The 23,565-nt window shown below is 63.3% G+C and carries 22 protein-coding genes; 15 read left to right on the forward strand and 7 right to left on the reverse strand.

The features are described from left to right. Positions 1-100: 100 nt before the first annotated feature. On the forward strand, positions 101-547 hold the full coding sequence (locus EN850_RS19150; protein WP_127277427.1) for an iron-sulfur cluster assembly scaffold protein: 447 nt from the start codon (positions 101-103) through the stop codon (positions 545-547). 71 nt (positions 548-618) lie between these two features. Next, entirely contained in the window at positions 619-1,032 is a 414-nt protein-coding gene (locus EN850_RS19155) for a cell envelope integrity protein TolA (RefSeq protein ID WP_136092027.1), read from the forward strand. 22 nt (positions 1,033-1,054) lie between these two features. Here EN850_RS19155 and EN850_RS19160 read toward each other — a convergent pair whose 3' ends face one another. After that, entirely contained in the window at positions 1,055-1,972 is a 918-nt protein-coding gene (locus tag EN850_RS19160) for a LysR substrate-binding domain-containing protein (protein WP_136092028.1), read from the reverse strand. A gap of 325 nt (positions 1,973-2,297) precedes the next feature. Between EN850_RS19160 and yidD the strand changes: the two genes are divergently transcribed. Further along, positions 2,298-2,672 (forward strand): membrane protein insertion efficiency factor YidD, encoded by a 375-nt coding sequence (gene yidD, locus EN850_RS19165; protein WP_127872627.1) that lies wholly within the window; start codon positions 2,298-2,300, stop codon positions 2,670-2,672. Between the two features lie 147 nt (positions 2,673-2,819). Next, entirely contained in the window at positions 2,820-3,638 is an 819-nt protein-coding gene (blaOXA, locus tag EN850_RS19170) for a class D beta-lactamase (RefSeq protein ID WP_136092029.1), read from the forward strand. Positions 3,639-3,719: 81 nt separating this feature from the next. On the opposite strand, the gene EN850_RS19175 is transcribed toward blaOXA, so the two are convergent. Continuing rightward, complete coding sequence (locus EN850_RS19175; protein ID WP_246689251.1) at positions 3,720-4,739, reverse strand: SAM-dependent methyltransferase; 1,020 nt, start codon at positions 4,737-4,739, stop codon at positions 3,720-3,722. A gap of 86 nt (positions 4,740-4,825) precedes the next feature. Between EN850_RS19175 and thrS the strand changes: the two genes are divergently transcribed. Together thrS and EN850_RS19185 are read left to right on the forward strand one after the other, a co-directional pair. Then, complete coding sequence (gene thrS, locus EN850_RS19180; protein WP_135864357.1) at positions 4,826-6,802, forward strand: threonine--tRNA ligase; 1,977 nt, start codon at positions 4,826-4,828, stop codon at positions 6,800-6,802. A gap of 85 nt (positions 6,803-6,887) precedes the next feature. Further along, positions 6,888-7,826, forward strand: a complete 939-nt coding sequence (locus EN850_RS19185) for a GNAT family N-acetyltransferase (protein WP_136092030.1) — start codon at positions 6,888-6,890, stop codon at positions 7,824-7,826. Positions 7,827-7,928: 102 nt separating this feature from the next. On the opposite strand, the gene EN850_RS19190 is transcribed toward EN850_RS19185, so the two are convergent. Further along, on the reverse strand, positions 7,929-8,891 hold the full coding sequence (locus EN850_RS19190) for a hypothetical protein (protein WP_127277443.1): 963 nt from the start codon (positions 8,889-8,891) through the stop codon (positions 7,929-7,931). 154 nt (positions 8,892-9,045) lie between these two features. Between EN850_RS19190 and EN850_RS19195 the strand changes: the two genes are divergently transcribed. Both EN850_RS19195 and EN850_RS19200 read left to right on the forward strand, forming a co-directional pair. Beyond that, a complete protein-coding gene (locus tag EN850_RS19195) occupies positions 9,046-9,630 on the forward strand; it encodes a nitroreductase (protein WP_127277445.1) in 585 nt (194 codons plus the stop codon). Next, the gene (locus EN850_RS19200; RefSeq protein ID WP_127277448.1) at positions 9,630-10,238 is read left to right on the forward strand and encodes a flavin reductase family protein; all 609 of its coding nucleotides are present in this window, start codon (positions 9,630-9,632) and stop codon (positions 10,236-10,238) included. Before EN850_RS19195 ends, EN850_RS19200 begins: the two co-directional genes overlap by 1 nt. A gap of 3 nt (positions 10,239-10,241) precedes the next feature. Here the strand turns inward: EN850_RS19200 and EN850_RS19205 are convergent, their stop codons facing one another. Next, entirely contained in the window at positions 10,242-11,123 is an 882-nt protein-coding gene (locus EN850_RS19205; protein ID WP_135880658.1) for a CoA ester lyase, read from the reverse strand. Further along, entirely contained in the window at positions 11,123-11,575 is a 453-nt protein-coding gene (locus tag EN850_RS19210; RefSeq protein ID WP_056572267.1) for a MaoC family dehydratase, read from the reverse strand. Before EN850_RS19210 ends, EN850_RS19205 begins: the two co-directional genes overlap by 1 nt. Positions 11,576-11,726: 151 nt before the next feature. Between EN850_RS19210 and EN850_RS19215 the strand changes: the two genes are divergently transcribed. Beyond that, on the forward strand, positions 11,727-12,851 hold the full coding sequence (locus EN850_RS19215) for a DUF2336 domain-containing protein (RefSeq protein ID WP_136092031.1): 1,125 nt from the start codon (positions 11,727-11,729) through the stop codon (positions 12,849-12,851). Here EN850_RS19215 and EN850_RS19220 read toward each other — a convergent pair. Continuing rightward, on the reverse strand, positions 12,848-14,917 hold the full coding sequence (locus tag EN850_RS19220) for an FUSC family protein (protein WP_136092032.1): 2,070 nt from the start codon (positions 14,915-14,917) through the stop codon (positions 12,848-12,850). The genes EN850_RS19215 and EN850_RS19220 overlap by 4 nt on opposite strands. A gap of 44 nt (positions 14,918-14,961) precedes the next feature. Further along, a complete protein-coding gene (gene parE, locus EN850_RS19225; RefSeq protein ID WP_127872620.1) occupies positions 14,962-17,019 on the reverse strand; it encodes a DNA topoisomerase IV subunit B in 2,058 nt (685 codons plus the stop codon). A gap of 259 nt (positions 17,020-17,278) precedes the next feature. On the opposite strand from parE, the gene cpaB reads away from it, so the two are divergent. The 6 genes from cpaB to EN850_RS19255 all read left to right on the forward strand — a co-directional run bounded on the left by cpaB (position 17,279) and on the right by EN850_RS19255 (position 23,565). After that, positions 17,279-18,184, forward strand: coding sequence for a Flp pilus assembly protein CpaB (gene cpaB / locus EN850_RS19230; RefSeq protein WP_127872724.1), 906 nt, complete (start codon positions 17,279-17,281; stop codon positions 18,182-18,184). 90 nt (positions 18,185-18,274) lie between these two features. Then, a complete protein-coding gene (locus tag EN850_RS19235; protein WP_245512062.1) occupies positions 18,275-19,660 on the forward strand; it encodes a type II and III secretion system protein family protein in 1,386 nt (461 codons plus the stop codon). A 4-nt stretch (positions 19,661-19,664) separates the two neighbouring features. Continuing rightward, positions 19,665-19,934 carry a hypothetical protein gene (locus EN850_RS19240; protein WP_127280814.1) on the forward strand — a complete coding sequence of 90 codons (270 nt, stop codon included), beginning with the start codon at positions 19,665-19,667 and terminating at the stop codon, positions 19,932-19,934. Positions 19,935-19,967: 33 nt separating this feature from the next. Next, complete coding sequence (locus EN850_RS19245) at positions 19,968-21,176, forward strand: response regulator (protein ID WP_127280813.1); 1,209 nt, start codon at positions 19,968-19,970, stop codon at positions 21,174-21,176. Then, positions 21,173-22,594, forward strand: a complete 1,422-nt coding sequence (locus EN850_RS19250) for a CpaF family protein (protein ID WP_127872618.1) — start codon at positions 21,173-21,175, stop codon at positions 22,592-22,594. Before EN850_RS19245 ends, EN850_RS19250 begins: the two co-directional genes overlap by 4 nt. Before the next feature lie 5 nt (positions 22,595-22,599). After that, positions 22,600-23,565, forward strand: coding sequence for a type II secretion system F family protein (locus EN850_RS19255; RefSeq protein WP_127279840.1), 966 nt, complete (start codon positions 22,600-22,602; stop codon positions 23,563-23,565).

Genomic DNA, 23,565 nt, shown 5'->3' on the forward strand with positions numbered 1-23,565 from the left:
TCGATACCGGACTGCCAGCATTATATATGGTCGTGCCGAGCGAATGAAAGACGCAACAACGGCAATCGCTGTTCGCTTGGCGGCGACGGATTGGAAAATAATGATCAACGACGTCTACAACGCGAAAATTCTCGGTTTTGCCGGAAACATCGCCCGCATCGGCCGGCTCGATCATCCAGACGCGACCGCGAAGGCGCATTCCAAGCTGTGCGGTTCGACCGTTACCGTCGACCTCAAGATGGAGGACGGCGTGGTTACCGACTTCGCCCACGACGTGAAGGCCTGCGCGCTCGGCCAGGCATCGTCCTCGATCATGGCGCAACATGTCGTCGGTGCCAGCGCCGAGGAATTGCGGGCGGTGCGCGAAACCATGCTCAAGATGCTGAAGGAAAACGGCGCGCCGCCGGAAGGCCGCTTCGCCGACCTCAGCTATTTGGAGCCGGTGCGCGACTACAAGGCGCGCCATGCGTCCACCATGCTGACCTTCGACGCGGTGGTCGACGCGATCGGCCAGATCGAAAAGAAGCGCGCCGACGAAGCGGCCTGAGCGTGGGCTTTGGCCTTACGGCGGCGGGCGGGTCCAGCCAGGGCACAGCCGGTCATTCATGCAATAACCTCATGTTCGCCGGCATTCTTGCGGCTTCACTTGTGTCGAGCGGCGGCTCGTGCGGGGCGGAACCAGCGGTCCAGCGCGATATCGGCGACTATCTCATGAAGGCTATCCAAGCCTGTTGGAGCATGCCCACAAGCATTGCACGCGTTCGGATCAGCCTGAACAAGGACGGATCGCTCGCCGGCCCGCCAAAAATCGTCGGCCCCGTGACACCGCCACGGGATAAGGTTGCCGAAGCCGCCATTCGGGCAATCACACGCTGCGCGCCGTTTCCCGGGCTGGCATCCTACGCCGCCCACTATGATTTGTGGCGCGACATCGTCGTCACGTTCAACCCGGCAGACGACCCAGCGGCGTTACATCCTCCCGTGAACGTCAACGACCTCGATAAACGTCTCGAAAAATACAAAGCAAAGTAGCGGATTCTTGCCAGGCAGCGTCTCAGTCCGGCGCTTTCACCGCCTTCCTGCTGTCGGCAAACTCGCCCCTCAGCCATTCGGCGAAGGCCGCGGCCGGTTCGGAGAGATCGTGCAAACTCCTGGCCACCAGCCAATAAGCGCCGGACGCGACATCGATGTCGAACGGCTTGACCAGTGCCCCGGTCGCCAATTCTTCGCCAATCTGCAGGATATCGCCCAGCGCCACCCCATGTCCAAGCAGCGCGGCCTGCTTCGAGAGCGAGGCGTCCGCAAGCATCGGCCCGCGCGCGGGCACCGCATCGGCAGGCACGCCCGCCGCCTCGAACCAGCGCGCCCAACCCTGGCGGTTTTCCTCGTGCAAAAGCGTGAAGCGAGCAAGATCGGCCGGCTTCTCGAGGGTTGGGCCCGATGAAAGCAGCGCCGGCGACAGAACCGGCGAATCGACTGTTGAAGCCAGCCGTTCGGCCTCGCTACGGGGCCATGACGTCGAGCGTGAGCTGAAACGCAAGGCAAGTTCGGGCTGGTCGCTGCGGAACTCGATCAGCCTTGGGTCGACTTCGAGGGAAACGTCGATGTCGGGCCGCAACTGCCGGAACCGGTTGAGCCTCGGCACCAGCCACACCGCTGCGAGCGAAGGTTCGACGCTGACGCGAACCACGAACTGGGCCGGGCTGGCGGCCAGATCGCCGACCAGGCGGTCAATCGCATCGAAACTCCTCACCAGTTGAGCAAGCAGCCGGCGGCCCGCATCCGTCAGTTCGACGCGGCGATGGTGCCGTTCGAAAAGCGGTTGGCGCAGGAAGGTTTCGAGTTCGCGGATCTGCCGGCTGATCGCCGCCTGCGAGACGAAAAGCTCCTCGGCGGCCTTGCTGAAGCTCAAATGCCGCCCAGCCGCCTCGAAGCTCCTCAATGCCGTCAGAGGCAGGCGTCCACGCTTCATTTTCGCATAACCCAGGATTATCCGAAGGGGAAATTATACTCGTTTGAAGGCGAAGGCCAGCAGCGGTCTAATCCGGTCAAAGGAGACACGGCCATGGTCCAGTTTCTGAACATCCTTGGCGATGTCATGCGGATCGCGACGTTTCAATGGCGTGACGAAAGACGCGATGCAAGGCATCACGAAGAGTGGCCCCACCACCCTGGCCGGTGGGCACCTCCGGTCGACCGGCAGCCATTTCGCCGTTACCGCCCGTGACGGCGGGGCGAGCGGGATTGCGTTCTCCGGCGCAAGCGCACATCTATCAGCTGGAAACGCGGAGATCGCAGTGGGCGACCAGCACGGGCATGCGCATACAGCCGGAGCGTCGAGGCGCGGGCGCAATTGGCCCGGCCCTTGGCGCAAGACGCCCGGCCGCGTGCTCGGCACCTCGCTCGTGCGGCTTTACCAACTGACGCTGTCCGGCTTTGTCGGCAATTCCTGCCGGCATCTGCCGACCTGTTCGGAATATGCGCATGAGGCAATCGCCCGTCATGGTCTTTGGGCCGGTGGCTGGATGGGGTTGTTCCGCGTGCTGCGCTGCGGTCCATTCGGCACGCACGGCATCGACCTCGTGCCGGAGGTTCTGGCGCCCCGTTATGCCTGGTTCATGCCATGGCGGTACTGGGGGATCGGCCGTAAGCGAGGCGAAGCGCAGGGATGAGGAAGCTGCTCACGCGGCGCCAGCCGCGCCGGTTTACGATCCGGTAGGGTTAACGCAAGCCTGCACAACAACTGCGCATTTGAGACAAAATCGAGACAAGAGCCCTCGCTAAGCCCGCTCGCGAACCCCTCCTGGAGCGAGCATCCCATGCGCAACATCGACCGTCTTCCCTTCATCTTTGCCGGAATCCTGTTCCTGCTTGCCTGGCTGTTGGGGTTTCCGATGCGCGCTCAATCGGCGCCGCTCGCGGCTGTGCACTGCACGCTCATCGCCGACGCCCAGAGCGGCAAGACGCTTTACCAGGACGGTACCTGCGACCAGCGCTTCAGCCCGGCATCGACGTTCAAGGTGCCGCTTTCGCTGATCGGCTACGACGCAGGCATCCTCACCGATCAACACACTCCGGCATGGGACTACAAGCCTGAGTTCAAGGCGGTGAAGCGCGACCAGAAAACCGTCGATCCGACGATCTGGGAACGTGATTCCATCATCTGGTTCTCACGCGAGATCACCCGCAGGCTTGGAGCCGAGAAGTTTGCCGGCTACGTATCGAAGCTCAACTACGGCAACGGCGACGTTTCCGGCAAACCCGGCATGGATGACGGACTGACCCATTCCTGGGTGAACTCCTCGCTCGAGATCACGCCGGTCGAACAGGTCGCCTTCCTGCGGCAACTGCTCGCCGGCACTATGCCAGTGTCGGCCAAGGCGCATGAAATGACACGGGCTATCATACCGAGCTTCAAGGCCGGCGATTGGGCCGTTCAGGGCAAGACCGGCAGCACCAGGCTCGGCGAGGGCGGCAAGGACAAGCGCTCGCTCGGCTGGTTTGTCGGCTGGGCGCGGAAAGACGGCCGCCAGATCGTGTTCGCCCGGCTCGTCGTCGATGCGAAGCGGACCGACATGCCGAAGGGGTTGGCGACACGGGCCGCGTTCCTGAAGGACCTGCCGCAGCTGGTGAAATGAGTTTGATTTCCACACAATTCCCAAGGGGAAGCGCTACGCGCTTCTCCCGGGAAAACCGCAGCACGCTTTTCCTGGATTTGCTTAAGCGCTTCGGCGGGCGCGGATGATGTGGCCGCCGGAATTGCTCGTCATTGCCTTCGGTGCTCCGGAAAAGCGAGCGGCGATATCGCCGCTCTTGAGATCTTCGATCTCGTCGAAGCCGAGTTCGGTCAGGGATTTCGCCAGCTCTGCCGGAACAAAGAAGCTTATCCAAGGCTCCCCGACAGACGCGACGCGCGCCGCATGGAAGGCCTGGGCCGCCTGTCCCGCCGCATCGCGGTTCTCGGTCGGCTCGCTGTAGTCGAACACGACCTCCGAGCCGGGGATACCGGCGATCCAGGACAATGTGTTGAAGATCGCTTCCTTCGTCAGGTAGGGTACGACCCCCAGCCAGATGAAGAAGGCCGGCGCGGTCGACTGCAAACCGGCCTCGGCCAGTTCCGCAGACAGGTTTTGCCGCTCGAAATCGACCGGCACGAATCTGGTGGCGGCTGGCTCGGCAAGACCGCTATCGGCAATGCATTTGCGTTTCCAGGCTTGCGTGGCCGGGTGATCGACTTCGAACACGCTGAGGTCCGGATACGGATTGCGCAGCGAAAACGTATCGAGGCCGGCGCCAAGTACGACGAGTTGGCGGACACCGCGACGCACTGCCGCCGCCAGCCAGTCCTCGGCGAAGCGGGCGCGCGCTGCTACGAACAGGCGCATGCGCAGGCGGCGCTCGTCTTCCTGCTCAAGCTCCTGCGCCGCGGGAGCGGCTTCACCCAGAATCGCGATCGCGTAGGCATCGCGAAACAACCCTGCCTGCGGTGAAAATTGATGCAGAGCCCTCATGCGGGCGACGCCAAGGGCGGTTCGGCTGGGTGTTGCGTTTTCCATATCCACAATTCCAGACGATTGCGGGGATGTGCGCAAGCCTGGGCGACGTGTCTGCGACATCTCTGCCGACATTTCCTGACGGCCGGGCCAGTCAGCACTCTTTACCTGGCCCGGCACTGCCTCTAAAACCCGCGCGCTGCCGTTTGTCCATGTGATTGGCGCTTCCGGCTTTATCTTGTGCATGTCGTAATCCAGGACCGCCATACATTTTTGGGCGACATGCATTTCAACCACCCGCGCTCGTTTGCGGGACTGGATAGGAGAACCATATGCTGAATTCCGTTTCCCTGACATTTCCCGATGGTTCCGTCCGCGACTACGACGCGGCGATGACCGGTGCGGGCTTGGCCGAGTCGATCTCCAAGTCGCTGGCCAAGAAGGCCGTGGCCTATGCCATCGACGGCACCGTGCGCGACCTCAGTGATCCCGTGGGCAAATCCGGCAAGGTCGAGATCATCACCCGCGAAGACCCGCGTGCGCTGGAACTCATCCGCCATGACACCGCGCATGTGCTGGCAGAAGCCGTGCAGGAATTGTGGCCGGGCACGCAGGTGACCATCGGGCCGGTGATCGAGAACGGATTCTATTACGACTTTGCCCGCAACGAGCCGTTCACCCCGGACGATTTCCCGGTGATCGAGAAGAAGATGCGCGAGATCATCGCGCGCAACAAGCCGTTCACCAAAGAGGTCTGGTCGCGCGACAGGGCAAAAAAGGTCTTTGCCGACAAGGGCGAGCGCTACAAGCTCGAACTGATCGACGCCATTCCCGAGGATCAGGATCTCAAGATCTATGCGCAGGGCGACTGGTTCGACCTTTGCCGTGGTCCGCACATGGCCTCGACCGGCCAGATCGGCAACGCCTTCAAGCTGATGAAGGTGGCCGGCGCCTATTGGCGCGGCGATTCGAACAACCCGATGCTGACACGCATCTATGGCACGGCCTGGGCCGACCAGGCGCAGCTCGAAGGCTACCAGACGATGCTGGAGGAGGCCGAGAAGCGCGACCACCGCAAGCTTGGCCGCGAAATGGACCTGTTCCATTTTCAGGAAGAGGGGCCGGGCGTGGTTTTCTGGCACGCCAAGGGCTGGAAGATGTTCCAGAACCTGGTCAACTACATGCGTCGACGCCTCGACGAGCAGGGCTATCAGGAGGTCAATGCGCCGCAGGTACTCGACAAGAGCCTGTGGGAGACGTCGGGCCACTGGGGCTGGTACCGCGACGCCATGTTCAAGGTGACGGTCGCGGGCGATGAAACCGACGATGACCGCGTCTTCGCGCTGAAGCCGATGAACTGCCCGGGTCACGTGCAGATTTTCAAGCATGGGTTGAAGTCATACCGAGATCTACCCGTAAAGCTTGCGGAATTCGGCAATGTGCATCGCTACGAGCCATCGGGCGCGCTGCACGGGCTGATGCGCGTGCGCGGCTTCACGCAGGACGATGCGCATATCTTCTGCACCGAGGAACAGCTGGCTTCCGAGTGCTTGCGCATCAACGACCTGATCCTGTCGACCTACGCCGATTTCGGTTTCGACGAAATCAGCGTCAAGCTGTCGACGCGGCCGGACAAGCGCGTCGGCACCGACGAGGCATGGGATCATGCCGAGGCGATCATGGGCAGCGTGCTGGAAACGATCAGGACGCGCTCCGGCAATCGGATCAAGACCTCGATCAATCCGGGCGAGGGCGCCTTCTACGGGCCGAAGTTCGAATATGTGCTGAAGGATGCGATCGGCCGCGAATGGCAATGCGGCACGACGCAGGTCGACTTCAACCTGCCGGAGCGTTTTGGCGCCTTCTACATCGGCTCGGATTCCGAGAAGAAGCAGCCTGTCATGGTGCATCGCGCCATCTGCGGCTCGATGGAGCGGTTCCTCGGCATCCTGATCGAGAACTATTCCGGCCATTTCCCGCTGTGGTTCGCACCGCTGCAGGTGGTGGTGGCGACCATCACGTCGGACGCCGACAGCTATGCGAACGAGGTCGTGGCGAAGCTGAAAGCCGCCGGGCTGTTGGCGGAAGCCGATCTGCGCAACGAGAAGATCAACTACAAGGTCCGTGAGCACAGCCTGGCCAAGGTGCCGGTCATCCTCGTCTGCGGCAAGCGCGAGGCGGAGGAGCAGACCGTCAATATCCGCCGGCTCGGTTCGCGCGACCAGGAATCGCTTGGCCTTGCCGAAGCGATCGAACGGCTGACCGAAGAAGCGGTCACACCTGATCGCCGACGCAAGCGCGCTGCTTGATTCGGACTGTTTTCGATCGAATGGCGGTGGAGCGATCCACCGCCATTTTCATATCCCTGTCACGGCGATGTTGTACCGAAACGCTATGCTCAAGCTGAAATCGCGCGAACGACCATTTCCCGAGCTTTCCTATGCCAACCCGCACCAGCCGGCTCTGGCGCGCTGGTTCATTCATTCGGTGGAAGGCCTTTCGGGCCGCGACCGGTTCGCAGCGCTCTATGAATTCTGGCGCCATCAGGTTGTGCCGACCGGTGAGCGTGTGTTCAGCCGCATGCTGGACCTCATCGATGTAGGCGTGCGAACGCCCGACCAATGGCCGCCCGCGCAATTGCCCGACACGCCGCTGGTGATCATTGCCAACCATCCCTTCGGCATTGGCGACGGCATCGCCGTGCTGTCACTGGCAGAGCAACTCGGGCGACCTTTTCGAGTGATGATCCACAAGGATCTGCTCAGGATTCGCGAGATGGGTTCCTATTCGCTGCCAATCGACTTTTCCGAGACCAAGGAAGCGGTGAAGAACAACATGGCGGTGCGCCATGAAGCGGTGCGGCTGCTCAAGGAAGGTGTCACCATCGTGGTGTTTCCGGCCGGCGGCGTCGCCACCGCGCCAAAGGGTTTTGGCCGCGCGCGCGACCTGCCATGGAAGATGTTTCCGGCCCGTCTCGTCCAGGAAGCCAAGGCATCGGTCATTCCCATGCATTTCTCCGGGCAGAACGGCAGGCTTTTCCATCTGGTCAGCGGGCCGATGAACATGGCCGAGCGCGACGGGCGTGTGGCCAAATTCGTCGGCAAGGCCTCGCTGACCTTGCGCACCTCGCTGCTCATCCGTGAATTCGCGCGGTTGTCCGGCAAGGCGATCGAGGTGCGCGTCGGCGATGTACTCAGCTGGAGCGAACTGGAGCCTTTGCGCGACCGCAAAGCGTTGCTCGATCGCCTTTATCGCGGCGTGTTCGACCTGGCGCCAGAGCTGCCGCGTCGGCGCATTCCTTTCCTGCCGGCTCGAACGAAACTGGCGGCCTAAAGGAGTATCTCCGGCGAAAACGAGATCGCCTCCAATGCGCCGTCTCTTTGCTTTTACGCAATTCCGGACGCCAAACCGCTTCGCACCTTTGCTGGAATTGCTTTAGTCCGCGCCTTCTTCCGGATCCATGGCCGCTGCTTCGGTGGCGAGAACCTCGATTTCCTGGTTCTGCCCGCCCACGACCGTGAAATCCTTCTGATAGATCCGGTCGCGGTTCTTGGCGATGATGGTGTAGTCGCCTTCCGCAAGCACCATCGAGGCGAAAGCGCCGACGGTTTCCTTGATCGGATCGCCGGATTCGTTGAGCAGTGACCAGGATGTGTCGGCGATCGCTTCGCCACCCGCTTCGCGCACCAGCTTCATCGTGATTTCGGCCGCGTGATGCTCGACGGTGGCTTCGGTCAGCTTGCCGGCCTCGACGCGGATGTCGGAGCGGATGACGGCATTGACCGCGCCGTAGGTTGAGACGACGTGGTAGATGCCGGCATTGAGTCGCACGACGCTATTGGGTTCGACATCGGGAATGATCAGTGCGCGGTCGCCATTGGCCTCGGCGGTGCCCTCATAGATCGAGAAGCGCAGTTTTTTCGGCGGAATGCGCACGCCGCCGGACAGGACCGCGTCGAGCTTCAGGCCGCCGGCATCGAGCACCAGGCTTTCTCGCTTGGCTTCCTTGCCGACGGTGATGCGTTTGGTGGCGCCGGCGCGGCCATAAGAGGCGTGGACCAGATAGCTGCCGGGTTCGAGCTGAAAGACGGCGCTGCCGCCATGCGCGGAGGCGACCATCGGCAATTTGCCGTTGACGGCTTCAGGCTTGAAGACGCGCCAGACGAGACCGCGGGTGATGTCGGTGCCCTTGTCGGTCAACTGGGCCGACAGGGTGATGGCGCCACCGCCGCCAAGCGCCAGCGGGGTCCCGCTCTTGGGCGTCGCATAGCTCGAAATTCCGGGAAGTTTCAGGTCGCCAACGCCATCCTTTTCCTGCGCGACAGCCATGGAGACCGGCAGCAGGAACAGCGCGGCGCAGAGCCGGACCAGGAAAAGACGCAGTCGCCCCTCAAACATGCCTTGCGTTGAAGCCCATGGCGGTGGCAATTTCAAGGCTTAAGAGTCCGATCCGTGACTCTTCAGCCCGGCGCTAGCGCGCCTTTGCCCGAGCCGCCCGAATTCCCGATGGTGCGCTTCAGCTCAAAACAGAATGTCCAGGAGACTTGCGCCCATGGCGTCGCCGATCATCGACTTCCTGCTGACCCGAAATTCAGCGCCGATTCCCGATCTCAAGGAGCCTGCGCCCAGCGACGCCGATATCGCCACGATGATTGCCGCCGCCACACGCGTGCCCGACCATGGACGGCTTGAACCCTGGCGCTTCATCCTCTATCGCGGCGAGGCCCGCATCGAGATCGGCAGACAACTGGCGGCGCTGGCTGAACAACGTGAAGGACCGTTGACGGAAGGCCGCCGCAACCAGGAACTGGCGCGGTTCTCGCGCGCGCCGCTGGTGATCGGTGTCGTGTCAATTCCCAGGGAGAACCCGAAAATCCCGCAATGGGAGATGTTCCTGTCCGGAGGCATGGCGGCGCTGAATCTGATGATATCTGCCAATGCGCTTGGCTACGGCACCAACATGATCAGCAACTGGTATTCCGACGTGCCGGAGGGCAGGGCGATCCTCGGACTGGCGCCGCAGGAGCGCGTCGTTGGTTTCATCCATATCGGCTCTTATGCGGGTCCGGCGCCGGAGCGGCCACGGCCCGATCCGGCCAAGCTCTACGCCGATTACGCCGGACCTTGGGCGGACTGATGTTCTACGAGCCGTCCAAGGGGCACGGACTGCCGCATGATCCTTCGAAGGCGATCGTGGCGCCGAGGCCGATCGGCTGGATATCGACGCTGAACAAGGCCGGCGAGGTCAATCTCGCGCCATACTCCTTCTTCAACGCCGTCTCGACCCGGCCTTTCATCGTCTGGTTTTCCTCCGAGGGCGAGAAGGACAGCGCCTCGTTCGCGCAGGAAACCGGCGAGTTCGTCGCCAATCTGGTCAGCCGCGACCTTGCGGAGAAGATGAATTACACGTCCGTCGCCGCGCCGCGCGGGGTCAACGAGTTCGTCTATGCCGATCTCGCCATGGCGCCGTCGCGTCTCGTCAGGCCGCCGCGCGTGGCGGCGGCACCCGCGGCGCTCGAATGCCGGGTGACGGAAGTGTTTCGCCCAAAGGCGCTCGACGGATCGCCGACGAGCGCCGTCGTCGTCGCAGGTGAAGTGATCGGCGTGCACATCGACGATGCCTTCCTGAAGGATGGCCTGTTCGACATCACCAAGGCCGGCAATGTCGCTCGTCTCGGCTATATGGACTATGCCAGCGTCGACGAGGTCTTTTCGATGCGCCGACCGCGCTGGGAACAAAAGTAGCTGTCAGACGTGTATACCGGCCGCCCTTGCGCGCGCCAGAAGCCGTTCGGCCAGCCGCAGATGCGGGCGGTCGAACATCTTGCCGTCGATGCCGACGACGCCGGGATTTCCCGCTGCCTCGAACGCCGCAACGATGGCCGCCGACTGTTTCACCGCCGCGGCCGAGGGCGTGAAGGCGGTGTTGATGACGGGCACCTGATCCGGGTGGATCGCCATCTTGCCGGTGAAGCCGTCGCGTACGGCCTCGGTGCATTCCACGGCGAAGGCCGCCATGTCGCGAAAATTCGGAAACACGGTGTCGATCGCGGCGACCTCCGCGGCCCCGGCCGCGAGGATGGTTGTCAGGCGGGCGTGACGGAAGAGGTCGGTGTAGTGGCCGCGCTCGTCGCGGGCCGCACGCGCGCCGACCGCGGCCGACAGGTCTTCCGCGCCCCAGGTCAGGCCGGCAAGCCGCACGCTTGCGCCGGCATAGGTCGCGGCCGCCAGCAGGCCCGCCGGAGTTTCGGTGATGATCGGCAGGATTTTTATCGAACCGTCGGGCAGATCGTTCTCGGCCTCGCGAACCCTGAGCTTGGCTGCGAGCTGCTGCATATCCTGGCCGCTGTTCGATTTTGGCAGCATGATGCCGTCCGGCCTTGCCGGAACGAGCTTGGCAAGATCATCGTCCGTCAGCCCGGTCGAGAGGTCATTGACCCTGACATAGATCGCCGGGTTGGTTTGCCCCCTGCGTTCGAGGATGAAGCGCGCCGCTATCTCGCGCGCCTGCGCCTTGTTCCGCGGCGCCACGGAATCCTCGAGATCGACGATGACCACGTCGGCGCCGGCGCCGAATCCCTTTTCCAGCTTCCGCTCGGAATCGCCGGGAACGAACAGCAGCGAGCGCATCAGGCCGCCTTCTTCAGCATCATCGCTTGCCTGGTGCATTTGGCGACCAGATCGCCATGCTGGTTGTAGGCGCGGTGCTCGAATTCGACGATGCCACGGTCGGGCTTCGACTTGGACTCGCGCACCGAGACGACCGATGTTTCGACACGGATGGTGTCGCCATGGAAGACCGGGTGCGGAAACACGGTTTCCTTCATGCCGAGATTGGCGACCGTGGTGCCGACCGTGATGTCGTTGACCGAGATGCCGATCATCAGGCCGAGCGTGAACAGCGAGTTGACCAGCGGCTTGCCCCATTCGCTCTTGGCGGCGAAATCGAAGTCGATGTGCAGCGGCTGCGGGTTCAGCGTCATCACCGAAAACAGCATGTTGTCACTCTCGGTGACGGTCTTGCGCAGCGTGTGCTGGAAGACATGGCCGACAACAAACTCCTCGAGATATAGCCCGGCCATTTCCGTCTCCTGCGCTGTCTGACGGTTGATAGGCGCTGCATCCGGCGCTCGCAAGCCAGTTAATGAACATGGTGAACCGTTCGTAAACCATTTCTGCCTACCGTCCTCACGGGGCCGGAAACCTTCCGGCTAGGGGCGTAAGCAGACGGGCATGGTTGTTGTTTCGCATTTCCTGAAATGGATCTACACGGCCAGGGTGTCGGAGCGCGCCGCCGCGGCCAATGCGCTGGCCCGGGCCTATGTAAATGCCGAATTGCCGTTCGAGGACCGCTGCGCCGCCGAAGCGGCGCTGACGCTGCTGCTCGACGACGCCTCCTCGAAGGTGCGCCTGGCGATGGCGGAAGCGCTCTCGATGAGCCACCACGCGCCGCTGCAGATCATAAGCGTGCTTGCCGCCGACCAGCCGGAAGTCGCCGGTGTCGTGCTGGCGCGCTCGCCGCTGCTCACCGACGCCGATCTGATCAACCGCGTGGCGGCGAGCCAGAAGGCAACGCAGAAACTGATCGCCGACCGGCCGCTCGTCTCGATGGCGCTGTCGGCGGCCATCGCCGAGATCGGCGAGGCGGAGGCCTGCGCCGTGCTTCTGGCCAACACCGGTGCCGCCATTGCTTCGATGAGTTTCCGCCGCATGGCGGAGCGCCATGGGCATCTGCCTTTGGTGCGCGAGGCCCTGATATCGGATATCAGGTTGCCTGCCGACTGCCGGCACATGCTGCTCATCAAGCTTGGCGAGACATTGAAGACATCGCCGCTGGTCATGGCGTTGATGGGAGCCGCGCGTGCCGACCGCGTCATGCGGGAGGCCTGCGTCAAGGCCTCGGTGACGCTGATCGAAGGCACGCGCCAGGAAGAGCATGCGGCGTTGATCGAGCATCTCAGGCTGCGCGGCGACCTGACCGCGAGCTTCCTGATCCGCACCATCGCGCACGGCAAGGTCGATTTCTTTGGCTCGGCGCTGGTCGCGCTCAGCCAGCAGTCCGAGCCACGGGTGAGGGCGCTGCTGGCCGGCGGGCACGACGTGGCCCTGCAGGCGCTGTTCCGCAGTGCCGGCCTGGCTGCCGCCACGCATGCGGTCATCCTGCGCGCCCTGAAGATCTGGCGTGAGGTTGCCAACGGCAAGCGCGTCGCCGGCGTTCAGGAGGTCAGCTGGCTGATGCTCAAGGAATTGGGGGGGCAATCCGCCGAAGGCGATCTTGCCGCTCTGGTCAAGTCGATCCATCTCGATGCCCTGCGCGAGAACGCGCGCGGCCACGCGCTGGCGATCGCCGCAGCCTAGGTTTTATCCCTCGCGAAGAAATCCGGGAAATCCTCCATCGCCGCGGCGATGATGCGCAGGGACGCCGCGATTTGCAGCATGTCGCCGGTGGCGTTTCGCTGGGCGATGCCCGCCGCATACTGCCGGGCGACGGCGACGGTCGCTGTTTGCGGATCGCCAGGGGCACGGAAAAGCAGCTCGCGCGCCAATCCCCTCAGGAAGTTGGCGATTGAAAGCGCCGTTTCCGATGGGATGGCGTGGTTTTGACTGGCAAGGCGCAGCCGCAGGATTTCTAGGCCGACCGTGACGGAGGCGACGCCGCCGCCCAGCACCGCCTCGCCCTTCCTGCCGGAATTCTGCACCAGCGGCATCAACTGATTGACCCGGTCATAAGCGAGGCTCTCGAAGGCCGAACGCCTCGGCACGCGCTCATGCAGGCAAAGCCGCGCCAGATCCTCTCGCATGGCCCGCACGATGCGGTCGGCCGCGAGCCATGGATCCGCCGGCAACACGACGATGAAGACGCCGATCGCCAGCAGGATGCCGACCAGGATCGATGCCGAACCGGCGAAGAAGGGGCCGGGATCATAGGTCATCGCCTGATGCGGGTTGAGGAAGGCCAGGAAATTGATGGCGAAGGCCGTCGCCACGCCGACATAGCGCGGATTGGCCATGGCGAGTGCCGCCGGCACCATGATCGGCACGACGAACAGCATGAACCAGCCGAAGCCCGGCAGGGCGGGAAGCGCGATCTGGCCGACGAGAAAGGCAAAGGGCAAAGCGAGCAGCGTTCCCTTGAAGAAACCCCAGGATACCTGCACGGGATCGGGGCGAGCGGCAAACAGGCTCGACACGACGGCAACGAGGATGACGGTGCCAGCCGCCTCCGACCACTTCGTCGTCAGCCAGAAAGCCGCGACCAGCAGCGTGGCAACGGCCGCGCGGATGGCGTTGCGCGCGGCACCGGGATAGTCGCGATGCACCACCAGGGCCGGCTGCTGGCTGCCAGGACCTGGTCGGCGGGTCACCGGCGCGCGCAGCGCGTCCAGGCCACGAAGCACCTGTTTCAGCGCCTCGGCGAAATCGGCCGCTATGGTGAGGCGGGTGATGGTTCCGACCCTGTCCTCGCCCTGGTCGACCGAGGCATCGGGCATTTGCCGGGCCTTGGTTGAGATCGCGTCGAGCCGCGCCAACCAGGGCGAGGTATCGTCCAGCGCTCCCGGCTTGGTTGCCAGTTCGCTGACAAGGGCTTGCAGCTCCGAGCGCACCGGGATGAGGGCCGCGTTTTTCGGAGCGGCATGCGAATAGAGCGCGCGCGCCGCCGAAAGAGCCGAGAGCAGTTGTCCGATCGTGCGTCGCACCGGATGCGCGCGCGGCGCGAAGCTCGGCGCTTCGAGCCTGGCATAGGCGCGCATCTCGCCAAGCGTCTGGGTGTCGGCGACAAGCTTCCGGTGCAGGCCGATCAGCGTTGCCCGATCCCCGCCGGAAAACGCTCCGCCGGCGTAGGTGGCGAGGTCGAGAATGCAGCGTTTCAGCCGCGAGATGATGGCGTCGCTGGCTAGTTTGGGCAGGATCAGCCGGCTGGTGAGGCCGGCGCAAACGATGCCGAGCACGATCTCGGCGCAACGCGCGACCGCTAGGTCAACGACCAGATGCGGTTGTCCGAAAGCGGGCAGGCCGATGATCATGGCGGTGTAGCCGGCAAGGGCGGCGCCATAGGCTTCGGGATTGCGCAGCAGCGACGAGACGAAGGTGCAGATGCCAATCCAGACGGCAAGCACCGTCACCAGAATCCAGGGACCGGTGCCGAACGCCGTGGTGATGTCGATTGCCGCGACACCCCCGGCAAGCGTGCCGAGCAGCCGGTAGAAGCCTTTCGCCAGCACCATGCCGGCAACCGGCTGGGCAACGATGAACACCGTCATCATCGCCCATTGCGGATGGTCGAGCTTCAGCGCATAGGCGACGAGAAGCGCGATCATGCCGGCCGAAACGGTGCGCAGGGCAAAGATCCAATCCGAGCGCGTCGGTTGCGTCAGGCCGGCCAGGCTCGTCTCGAAACAGGTTTTCAGCCGCGCCCAGGTCACAAGCCGGTCTCCATGTCAGGGACGCAAGCTAAACTCGCCAGCGGCTAGATATCCAGCACTTCCGTCTCGGCGAATTCGGCGCGTTCCTGGATGAAGCGGAAACGGGCTTCGGGCTTGGTGCCCATCAGTGCATCGACCGCATCCTTGGTCGCCGCCTCGGCGTCGATCACATCGACCCTGAGCAACGTGCGCTTCCTCGGGTCCATGGTGGTCTCCTTGAGCTGCGAGGCCATCATTTCGCCCAGGCCCTTGAAGCGGCCGAGCTCGACCTTGCCGCGCCCGGTGAATTCGGTGCGCAGAAGCTCGTCCTTGTGCGCATCGTCGCGGGCATAGGCGACCTTGCCGCCTTGCCTGATCGAGTAAAGCGGCGGCACGGCCAGATAAAGATGGCCGCCGCGTACCAGCGCCGGCATCTCTTGGTAGAAAAAGGTGATCAGCAGCGAAGCGATGTGGGCGCCGTCGACGTCGGCGTCGGTCATGATGATCACGCGGTCGTAGCGCAAATCCTCGTCGCGATACTTTGACCGCGTGCCGCAGCCAAGCGCCTGGATCAGGTCCGATATCTGCTGGTTGGCGGCCAGCTTGTCATTGCCGGCGCTGGCGACGTTGAGGATTTTTCCGCGCAGCGGCAAGACGGCCTGGCTGGCACGGTCGCGCGCTTGCTTGGCGGAGCCGCCGGCGGAATCGCCTTCGACGATGAAGAGTTCGGCACCTGCCGCCGCGTTCTGCGTGCAGTCGGCGAGCTTGCCCGGCAAGCGCAGCTTGCGCACCGCACTCTTGCGCGACACCTCTTTTTCCTGGCGGCGGCGCACCCGTTCGTCAGCGCGCGCGATCACCCAGTCGAGCAGTTTCGAGGCTTCTTGCGGATTGTCTGCCAGCCAATGGTCGAACGGGTCGCGTATCGCGGTCTCGACGATGCGTATCGCTTCGATCGTCGCCAGCCTGTCCTTGGTCTGGCCGACGAATTCCGGCTCGCGGATGAACACCGACAGCATGCCGGCGGCCGAGATCATGACGTCTTCCGACGTGACGATCGAGGCGCGCTTGTTGCCGACGAGGTCGGCATAGGCCCGCAGGCCGCGCGTCAGGACATTGCGGAAGCCGGCCTCGTGCGTGCCGCCTTCACCGGTCGGAATGGTGTTGCAGTAGGAATTGATGAAGCCGTCGCCGCCGAACCAGGTCACCGCCCACTCGAGCGAACCATGGCCGCCTTGCCTGTCGCTCTTGCCGGCGAAGATTTCGCGCGTCACCTGGAATTCGTCGCCTAGCGACGCTTTCAGATAATCCTTGAGGCCGCCGGGAAAATGGAATTCCGCCTTGGCCGGCGTCTGATCCTTTTCCTTGATGAGGGAAGGATCGCAGGTCCAGCGGATTTCGACGCCGCCGAATAGATAGGCCTTGGAGCGCGTCATGCGGTAGAGCCGTGCCGGCTCGAAGGCCGCACCCTTGCCGAAGATCTGCTCGTCGGGATGGAAACGCGTCCTGGTGCCGCGGCGGTTGTGCACCTCGCCGAGGTGCTCCAGACCGCTTACCGGAATGCCGCGTGAAAACCGTTGGCGATAAAGCTGGCGGCCGCGCGCGACTTCGACCTCGAGATGGTCCGACAGGGCGTTGACGACGGAAACGCCGACGCCGTGCAGGCCACCGGAGGTCTCGTAGACCTTGGAATCGAACTTGCCGCCCGAATGCAGCGTCGTCATGATCACTTCGAGCGCCGGCTTCTTGAATTTCGGATGCGGATCGACCGGGATGCCGCGGCCATTGTCGGTGACGGTGAGATAGCCGTCGGCCGAAAGCTCGACATCGATGAAGGTGGCGTGGCCGGCAACCGCTTCGTCCATCGAATTGTCGATGACCTCGGCGAACAAATGGTGCATCGCCTTGTCGTCGGTACCGCCGATATACATGCCAGGCCGGCGGCGCACCGGCTCCAGGCCTTCGAGCACCTCGATGTCGGCGGCGCTGTAACCCTCGCTGCCATCCTTGGCCGCGGCCGGGCGCCTGGCGGCCGCTTGCACCAGCGGATCCGCTGGGCGCGCCGGCGCGCGAACCGGCTGCGGCTGCTTGTCGATGTTGCCGAAGAGATCGTTGTTGTCGTCCATGCCAACCATAAGGGTCCGGTGCTGCGAATCACCCGTCGATACTGCCACGCTTTTCGGCGCCAAGCGACGGAGGTTCCTGTTACGTTCGGGGATTTAACCCCTCTTACCCTAAAACCATTCGATAACCAAGCGGGCGGAAATAGGTCGAATGCCACCGCACAAGATTCCTGATTCTTTAACAATGCCGACTAGCGTGAGCCCAACATAACAAGAAACTGCGGGCGTCAGGGGTTTAGGTGTGAGGGGCAAGGCCATAACGATGATCGGCATCGCCGCCGTTTTCGGCGCGATCTCGATCTTTGCCGCGGATTTCTGGGTCAAGAGCCAGGCCCAGGCCGATGCCCAGGAAAAGACGGCCTCGATCGCCGCTCCGGCCTCACCCAGGATCGAATTCAAGACGATCGTGGTGGCGACCGCGCCATTGCGTTATGGCATGGAGCTCGATCGCACCAAACTCAGCGAAATCCCGTGGCCGCAGGATTCCCTGCCGCAGGGCGCCTTTGCGACCATCGACGGGTTGCTCGGCGAAGGTGGCCGGGTCGTGCTGTCGCCGATCGAGGTCAACGAGCCGGTGCTGCTCACCAAGCTGTCCGGACCGAACGGCCGCGCGACGCTGTCCAATATGCTGACGCCCGGAATGCGGGCGGTCACCATCCGCACCGACGAGATCGCCGGCGTCGGCGGCTTCGTCACGCCGGGCGACCGGGTCGATGTCGTGCTGACCCGCGATGCCGGCGAAATCCAGGAAGTCGCCAAGAACGCGCAAGGCGCGGCCGGTTCGACCATCACCTCGGAAATCGTCGTTGCCGACGCCAAGGTGCTGAGCGTCGGGCAGGGCGCCGACGAGCGCCAGACGACGCCGCAGGTGGCCAATTCCGTGACCATCGAGGTGACGAGCGACGGCGCGCAGAAAGTGGCGCTGGCCCGCACCGTCGGCACGCTGTCGCTTTCGCTGCGCTCCGCCAGCGAAGGCGGCGACGGCAAGAACGGCGTCACCACCATCTCTTCCTTCGGCGGATCTGTGGCTTCCAAGGCCCAGGCGGCGGCCGGCTCCCTGTTCGATGCCGTCGCAAAGGAGCCGGAGAAGCCGAAGTTCAAGACGGTCATCGTGACACGCGGCACGCAGGCCGAGGAATACAAGGTTCCTTCGCGGGATCAGAAGTAAAGACCGGTGGGGACCGGGCGGGACGGGATAATGGCGATGCATACCCTATATCGAATGACGGATCGGTTGCGTTTGGTGCGCGCCTTGGCGATGGCGGCTTCACTGGCCGCGAGCGGCATGCTCGCCTTCGTCGGCGCGGCCAACGCGGACAACGACATCGTCCATGTCTCGTCGACCAGGAATGCGTCGATCAAGGTCGCCAAGGGCAAGCCCAAGACGATCATGACGAGCGCGGCCTTCTACCAGATCGTCATCGGCGATCCGGAGATCGCCAACGTCAATCCGCTGACCGACAAATCCTTCTATGTGCTGGGCAACAATCTCGGCACCACCGGCATTGCGCTGTTCGACGAGAACAAGCAGCTCGTCGGCACCATCGACATCGAAGTGACGCTCGACACCGACCAATTGGCGAGCACCATCCGCGCCAGCGTGCCGGACGCCAAGATCAAGGTCGGCTCGGCCAATGGCCGCGTGGTGCTTTCGGGCGAGGCGGATGACGCGGTCGCCGCCGAAAAGGCAAACAAGATCGCCACCCGCTTCTCCGGCAACGAGGAGGTGATCAATTCGGTCAATATCTCCTCGTCGCAGCAGGTCCAGCTCAATGTCCGCTTCGTCGAGATCAATCGCCAGGCCGGGCAGGATCTGGGCGCGAAATACAGCGCCAATTTCGCTTACGGCTTCGGCGGTCGCGACGTCTCGATCAATCCAGGCCCGGTCCCGGCGGCCGGCACCGGCGAGATCATCGGCCGGCTGCTGTCCAATGGCGTCTCGATCGATATCGCCATCAAGGCGCTGGAGGAGCGCGGCCTTGCCCGAAGGTTGGCCGAACCGAACCTGATTGCTCGCTCCGGCGAAACGGCGAGCTTTCTCGCCGGCGGCGAATTTCCCATCCCGGTTTCCGAAGACAATGGCAATATCTCCGTCAGCTACAAGAACTACGGCGTCAGCCTGGACTTTACGCCGACCGTGCTGAAGGACGGATTGGTCAGCCTCGACATCGCGCCGGAAGTCTCCTCGATCGATGCGTCGGCATCGTACAATATCGGCAACATTTCGGTGCCGGGGTTCATCGTGCGCCGCGCCAAGACTTCGGTCGACCTGAAGAACGGCCAGAGCTTCATGATCGCCGGGCTGCTGCAGTCCCAGAACGACATCATCACGTCTCGCATACCCGGTCTCGGCAAGATGCCGGTGCTGGGGTCGCTGTTCTCGTCGAAATCCTATCAGCGGCGCGAGACCGACCTGGTCATCATCGTCACGCCCTATCTGGTCAAGCCGGTCGATCCGTCGAAGAAAATGGCTGAGCCGACCGATGGCACACAGCCCGCCAGCAATGTCGACTATTTCCTCAACAACACCGAGGAAGTGAAGGCGCCGGACACCAACCGTGCGCTGGCGCTGGCTGACGGCAGCGCTGCGCGGGGCGCTTCCGCGACCAAAGTCGGCCATTTCCTCGACCTGCCGAAGGACTGAAGCCATGCGTCTGGTCCTGAGATCGAGCATCGCACTGCTTCTTGCCGGTTTGGCAAGCGGCTGTACCAGCGACGACTATGTGCGCAGCGAAGGCGTGACGACAGCCGCCGGTGAGGCGCAGGCCGCCAACACCGTCATGCAGATGGTTGACCCGTGGAAGTACGGCGTCCAGAACACGAGGCTTCTCGTGCCTGCCAAGCGTGGCGATGCCGGGGCCGCCACGCCCGACCAGGCGGCCGGTGCCAAGGCAGCGCAAACGACCACCGGCAACTGATCCAGACGGCGATCGACCTCACAGGCGGCGAGAATGGCAAACAGCACCAAGAAGATCCTGCTCGTATCGACAGACCGGACCTTCGCGCAGGACACGAAGACGGCCTTTGCCGCCTCCGAGATCATCCAGCTCATGACGGTCGAGAAGAACGTCACCGAACTGCGCGGCGAGGTTCAGGAGGCCGAGTTCGGCGTCGTTATCGTCGACATGGATGCGGCGAAGCTGGAAGAAATCGAGTCACTGCAACGTGTGATGCGCCGGCTCGAGGGCAAGGCACCGGTGGTCGTGGTCACGCAGGAGTTCAACGCCGCCGCTGTCCGCATCCTGGTCCAACTCAAGGTCGCCGACTTCCTGGTCAAGCCGATCACCACGGCCGACCTCGTGCGTTCGGTCGTGCGAGCGTTGCAGGGACCCGGCCGCGAGGAAAACACCGAGTCGCAAATCTACACCTTCATGCCCGCCGCCGGCGGCGTCGGCACCACGACACTGGCGCTGCAGACCGCGTTCCAGCTGCATCATTCGGTGACGCGCGGCGCCTCGACCTGTGTGGTCGACCTCAATTTCCAGCAAGGTGCCTGCGCCGAATATCTCGATCTGGAGCCGCGTTTCGACATCACCGAAATCGAGAACCAACCCGAGCGCCTCGACCGGCAGCTGCTCGATGTGATGCTGTCCAAGCACGCCAGCGGACTTTGCGTGCTGGCGGCGCCGACCCATCCGGCCGAAATGCGCTCGTTCAAGACCGATGTCGTGGTGCGCATGCTGGACCTCGTCTCGGCCTATTTCGACAATGTCGTCATCGACATGCCGCGCACCTGGTTTCCGTGGACGGAAACGGTGCTGCTCGGTTCCAACAAGCTCTACATCGTTGCTGAAATGACGGTGCCGTGCCTGCGCCATACGCAGCGGCTGATCCAGGCCGTCTATGAGACCGCCGGCAAGGAAGTGAAGCCGAACGTGATCGTCAACCGTTTCGAGCAGAAGATGTTCGACAACGGCATCAAGCAGGCGGATGTCCAGGAAATCCTTGGCGAGCATTTTGTCGGCGGCATCGCCAACAACTACCGGCTGGTGCGCGAGGCGGTCGACCGCGGCGTGCCGCTGCACGAGATCGATCCCAACGCCAATGTCGTCAACGACCTGAAGAAGATCATCCTTCCGGAAGAGTCGGTGGCGACCGCGAGCAAGTCGAAGTCGCTATTCGGTTTCGGCAGGGGCCTGTTGAAAAGGAAAGCTGGATGACCAGCCGTTTTTCCACCCTGCAGAATCGCGACGCCCGCCCGCAGCGACCGGCGGAATCGACACCGGTCGCGCATCATGCCGTCGTTATCCCGACCAGCCGAAAGGCTTTGCCGGCGAAACCGGAAGCGGCACCGGCAAAGAATGCCAACAAGGTGCTCGATGCCCGGGTGCGCATCCATCGGATGCTGCTCGAGGAGATCAACCTCGTCGCGCTGGAGCGCTTGCCCAAGGACGAGATGCGCCGGCAAGTGCATGATTTCGTATCGGAAAAAACCCGCCAGGAGCGGATGGCGATCAATACCGCCGAACTCGACGCGCTGGTCGACGATATCGTCGACGAGATGGTCGGCCTCGGCCCGCTCGAGCCGTTGCTCAAGGACCCCGACATCAACGATATCCTGATCAACGGCCACCAGAACTGTTTCGTCGAAAAGAAAGGCAAGCTGCAGCAGGTCCACATCCCGTTCAAGGACGAGGCGCATCTGCTCAGAATCGTCAACAAGATCGTGGCCGCCGTCGGCCGCCGCGTCGACGAATCGCAGCCGATGGTCGACGCACGCATGCTGGACGGCTCGCGCTTCAACGCAGCTATCCGCCCGGTGGCCGTCGACGGTCCGCTGGTGTCGATCCGCAAGTTCTCCAAGAACAAGCTTGGCCTGCACAGGCTGGTCGAATTCGGCGCCATCACGCAGAACATGGCCGAAGTGCTGGCCGCGGCCGTGCATGCCCGCAAGACGACGATCATTTCGGGTGGCACCGGCACAGGCAAGACGACGATGCTCAACGCGCTGTCGGCCTTCATTCCGGAAGACGAGCGGCTGATCACCATCGAGGACGCGGCGGAGCTTCAATTGCAGCAGCCGCACGTCGCGCGCATGGAAACGCGCCCGGCCAACATCGAAGGCCATGGCGAGCTCAAACAGCGCGACCTGGTCAAGAACGCGCTGCGCATGCGTCCCGACCGCGTCATCCTCGGCGAGTGCCGCGGCGAGGAGGCATTCGACATGCTTCAGGCGATGAACACCGGCCATGAAGGGTCGATGGCGACCATCCATGCCAACACGCCTCGCGATGCCATTTCACGCCTCGAGCAGATGCTGGGCATGACCGGCATGCCGATGACGGTGCAGTCGATCCGCAGCCAGATCGCCAGCGCCATCGACATCATCGTCCAATTGACCCGGCTTTCCGACGGCAAGCGCAAGGTGACGAGCGTCGCCGAGGTGACCGGCATGGAGGGTGATGTCATCCAGATGCAGGAAATCTTCCGCTTCGTGCGCACCGGCATGGATGCCGACGGCAGCATTCTCGGCTACTTCGAGGCAACCGGGATCCGGCCGCGCTTCCTCGAGGACCTGCGCGCCATGGGCATCGACTTTCCGGGACGCTATTTCGAACCCGGCCGGCCGCAGGAGTAGCCGGGGTGTTCGACGGGTTCAGCGCGATCTATGTCGTCTATGCCGGGGCCGCACTGACCGGCATCATGGTCGCCGAGGCGGTCTACCTGCTCTATGCCGGCCGCAGCGACAAGCGCACCGCCATCAACCGGCGCATGAAACTTCAGGAAAACAAGATCAGCCAGGAGCAGGTGCTGATCCAACTGCGCAAGGAGCGCGGTCTCGACGCGGGAACGTCGCTGTTCTCGCCGGACCGGTTCCGTGCCTTGCGCACGCAGTCGGGCATGGTGATGCCACTCTCGAAATTCCTGATGATCACCTGCGGCGTGGCGATGGCCATGACTCTGTTCGCCATCTCGCGCGGCTTGCCGCTGTTGATGGGGCTCATTCTGTTCGTCGTGCTGGTGCCGCTGCTGCCGGTCATGGCGATGCGCTCCATGCGCAAGCGCCGGCTGAAACGTTTCGGCATGCAGTTGCCGGAGGCGCTGGAACTGATCACGCGGGGCCTCAAGGCAGGTCATCCGGTTCCGGTGGCGATTGCCATGGTGTCGCGCGAGATGCCCGATCCGATCGGTACGGAATTCGGCGTCATTGCCGACGAAGTCACCTATGGTTCCGACCTGGTCTCGGCGCTGAACTCGCTTTTCGACCGGGTCGGCCACGAGGACCTGCCGTTGTTCGTCACCGCCGTGTCGATCCAGACCAGTTCGGGCGGCAATCTGCGCGAAATCCTCGATGGGTTGTCGACGACGATCCGCGAACGCGGCAAGCTGCGCCGCAAGGTGCGCGCGATTTCGACGGAAGGTCGCTTGTCGGCCTACATTTTGACTGCCGTGCCGGCGCTGCTGTTCACCGCCATCATGGCCATGATGCCGGGATATTACAGCGATGTCTGGGGCGTGCCGAAGACGTGGTACATGATCGGCGGCTCGGTTACCTGGCTGATGCTGGGCAATCTGATCATGTTCAAGATGTCGAACTTCAGGTTCTGA

Origin of the sequence: Mesorhizobium sp. M8A.F.Ca.ET.207.01.1.1, assembly GCF_004794715.1 — a bacterium.
Taxonomy (GTDB): domain Bacteria; phylum Pseudomonadota; class Alphaproteobacteria; order Rhizobiales; family Rhizobiaceae; genus Mesorhizobium.

Coding starts and splice junctions, on each gene's coding strand:
- EN850_RS19240 (WP_127280814.1), top strand. CDS start 19,665: ATGCGTCTGGTCCTGAGATCGAGCATCGCACTGCTTCTTGCCGGTTTG.
- EN850_RS19150 (WP_127277427.1), top strand. CDS start 101: ATGATCAACGACGTCTACAACGCGAAAATTCTCGGTTTTGCCGGAAAC.
- EN850_RS19215 (WP_136092031.1), top strand. CDS start 11,727: ATGGTTGTTGTTTCGCATTTCCTGAAATGGATCTACACGGCCAGGGTG.
- EN850_RS19210 (WP_056572267.1), bottom strand. CDS start 11,575: ATGGCCGGGCTATATCTCGAGGAGTTTGTTGTCGGCCATGTCTTCCAG.
- EN850_RS19205 (WP_135880658.1), bottom strand. CDS start 11,123: ATGCGCTCGCTGCTGTTCGTTCCCGGCGATTCCGAGCGGAAGCTGGAA.
- EN850_RS19185 (WP_136092030.1), top strand. CDS start 6,888: ATGCTCAAGCTGAAATCGCGCGAACGACCATTTCCCGAGCTTTCCTAT.
- cpaB (WP_127872724.1), top strand. CDS start 17,279: ATGATCGGCATCGCCGCCGTTTTCGGCGCGATCTCGATCTTTGCCGCG.
- EN850_RS19155 (WP_136092027.1), top strand. CDS start 619: ATGTTCGCCGGCATTCTTGCGGCTTCACTTGTGTCGAGCGGCGGCTCG.
- EN850_RS19200 (WP_127277448.1), top strand. CDS start 9,630: ATGTTCTACGAGCCGTCCAAGGGGCACGGACTGCCGCATGATCCTTCG.
- thrS (WP_135864357.1), top strand. CDS start 4,826: ATGCTGAATTCCGTTTCCCTGACATTTCCCGATGGTTCCGTCCGCGAC.
- EN850_RS19195 (WP_127277445.1), top strand. CDS start 9,046: ATGGCGTCGCCGATCATCGACTTCCTGCTGACCCGAAATTCAGCGCCG.
- blaOXA (WP_136092029.1), top strand. CDS start 2,820: ATGCGCAACATCGACCGTCTTCCCTTCATCTTTGCCGGAATCCTGTTC.
- EN850_RS19175 (WP_246689251.1), bottom strand. CDS start 4,739: ATGCACAAGATAAAGCCGGAAGCGCCAATCACATGGACAAACGGCAGC.
- EN850_RS19250 (WP_127872618.1), top strand. CDS start 21,173: ATGACCAGCCGTTTTTCCACCCTGCAGAATCGCGACGCCCGCCCGCAG.
- EN850_RS19190 (WP_127277443.1), bottom strand. CDS start 8,891: ATGTTTGAGGGGCGACTGCGTCTTTTCCTGGTCCGGCTCTGCGCCGCG.
- parE (WP_127872620.1), bottom strand. CDS start 17,019: ATGGACGACAACAACGATCTCTTCGGCAACATCGACAAGCAGCCGCAG.
- EN850_RS19235 (WP_245512062.1), top strand. CDS start 18,275: ATGGCGGCTTCACTGGCCGCGAGCGGCATGCTCGCCTTCGTCGGCGCG.
- EN850_RS19245 (WP_127280813.1), top strand. CDS start 19,968: ATGGCAAACAGCACCAAGAAGATCCTGCTCGTATCGACAGACCGGACC.
- EN850_RS19160 (WP_136092028.1), bottom strand. CDS start 1,972: ATGAAGCGTGGACGCCTGCCTCTGACGGCATTGAGGAGCTTCGAGGCG.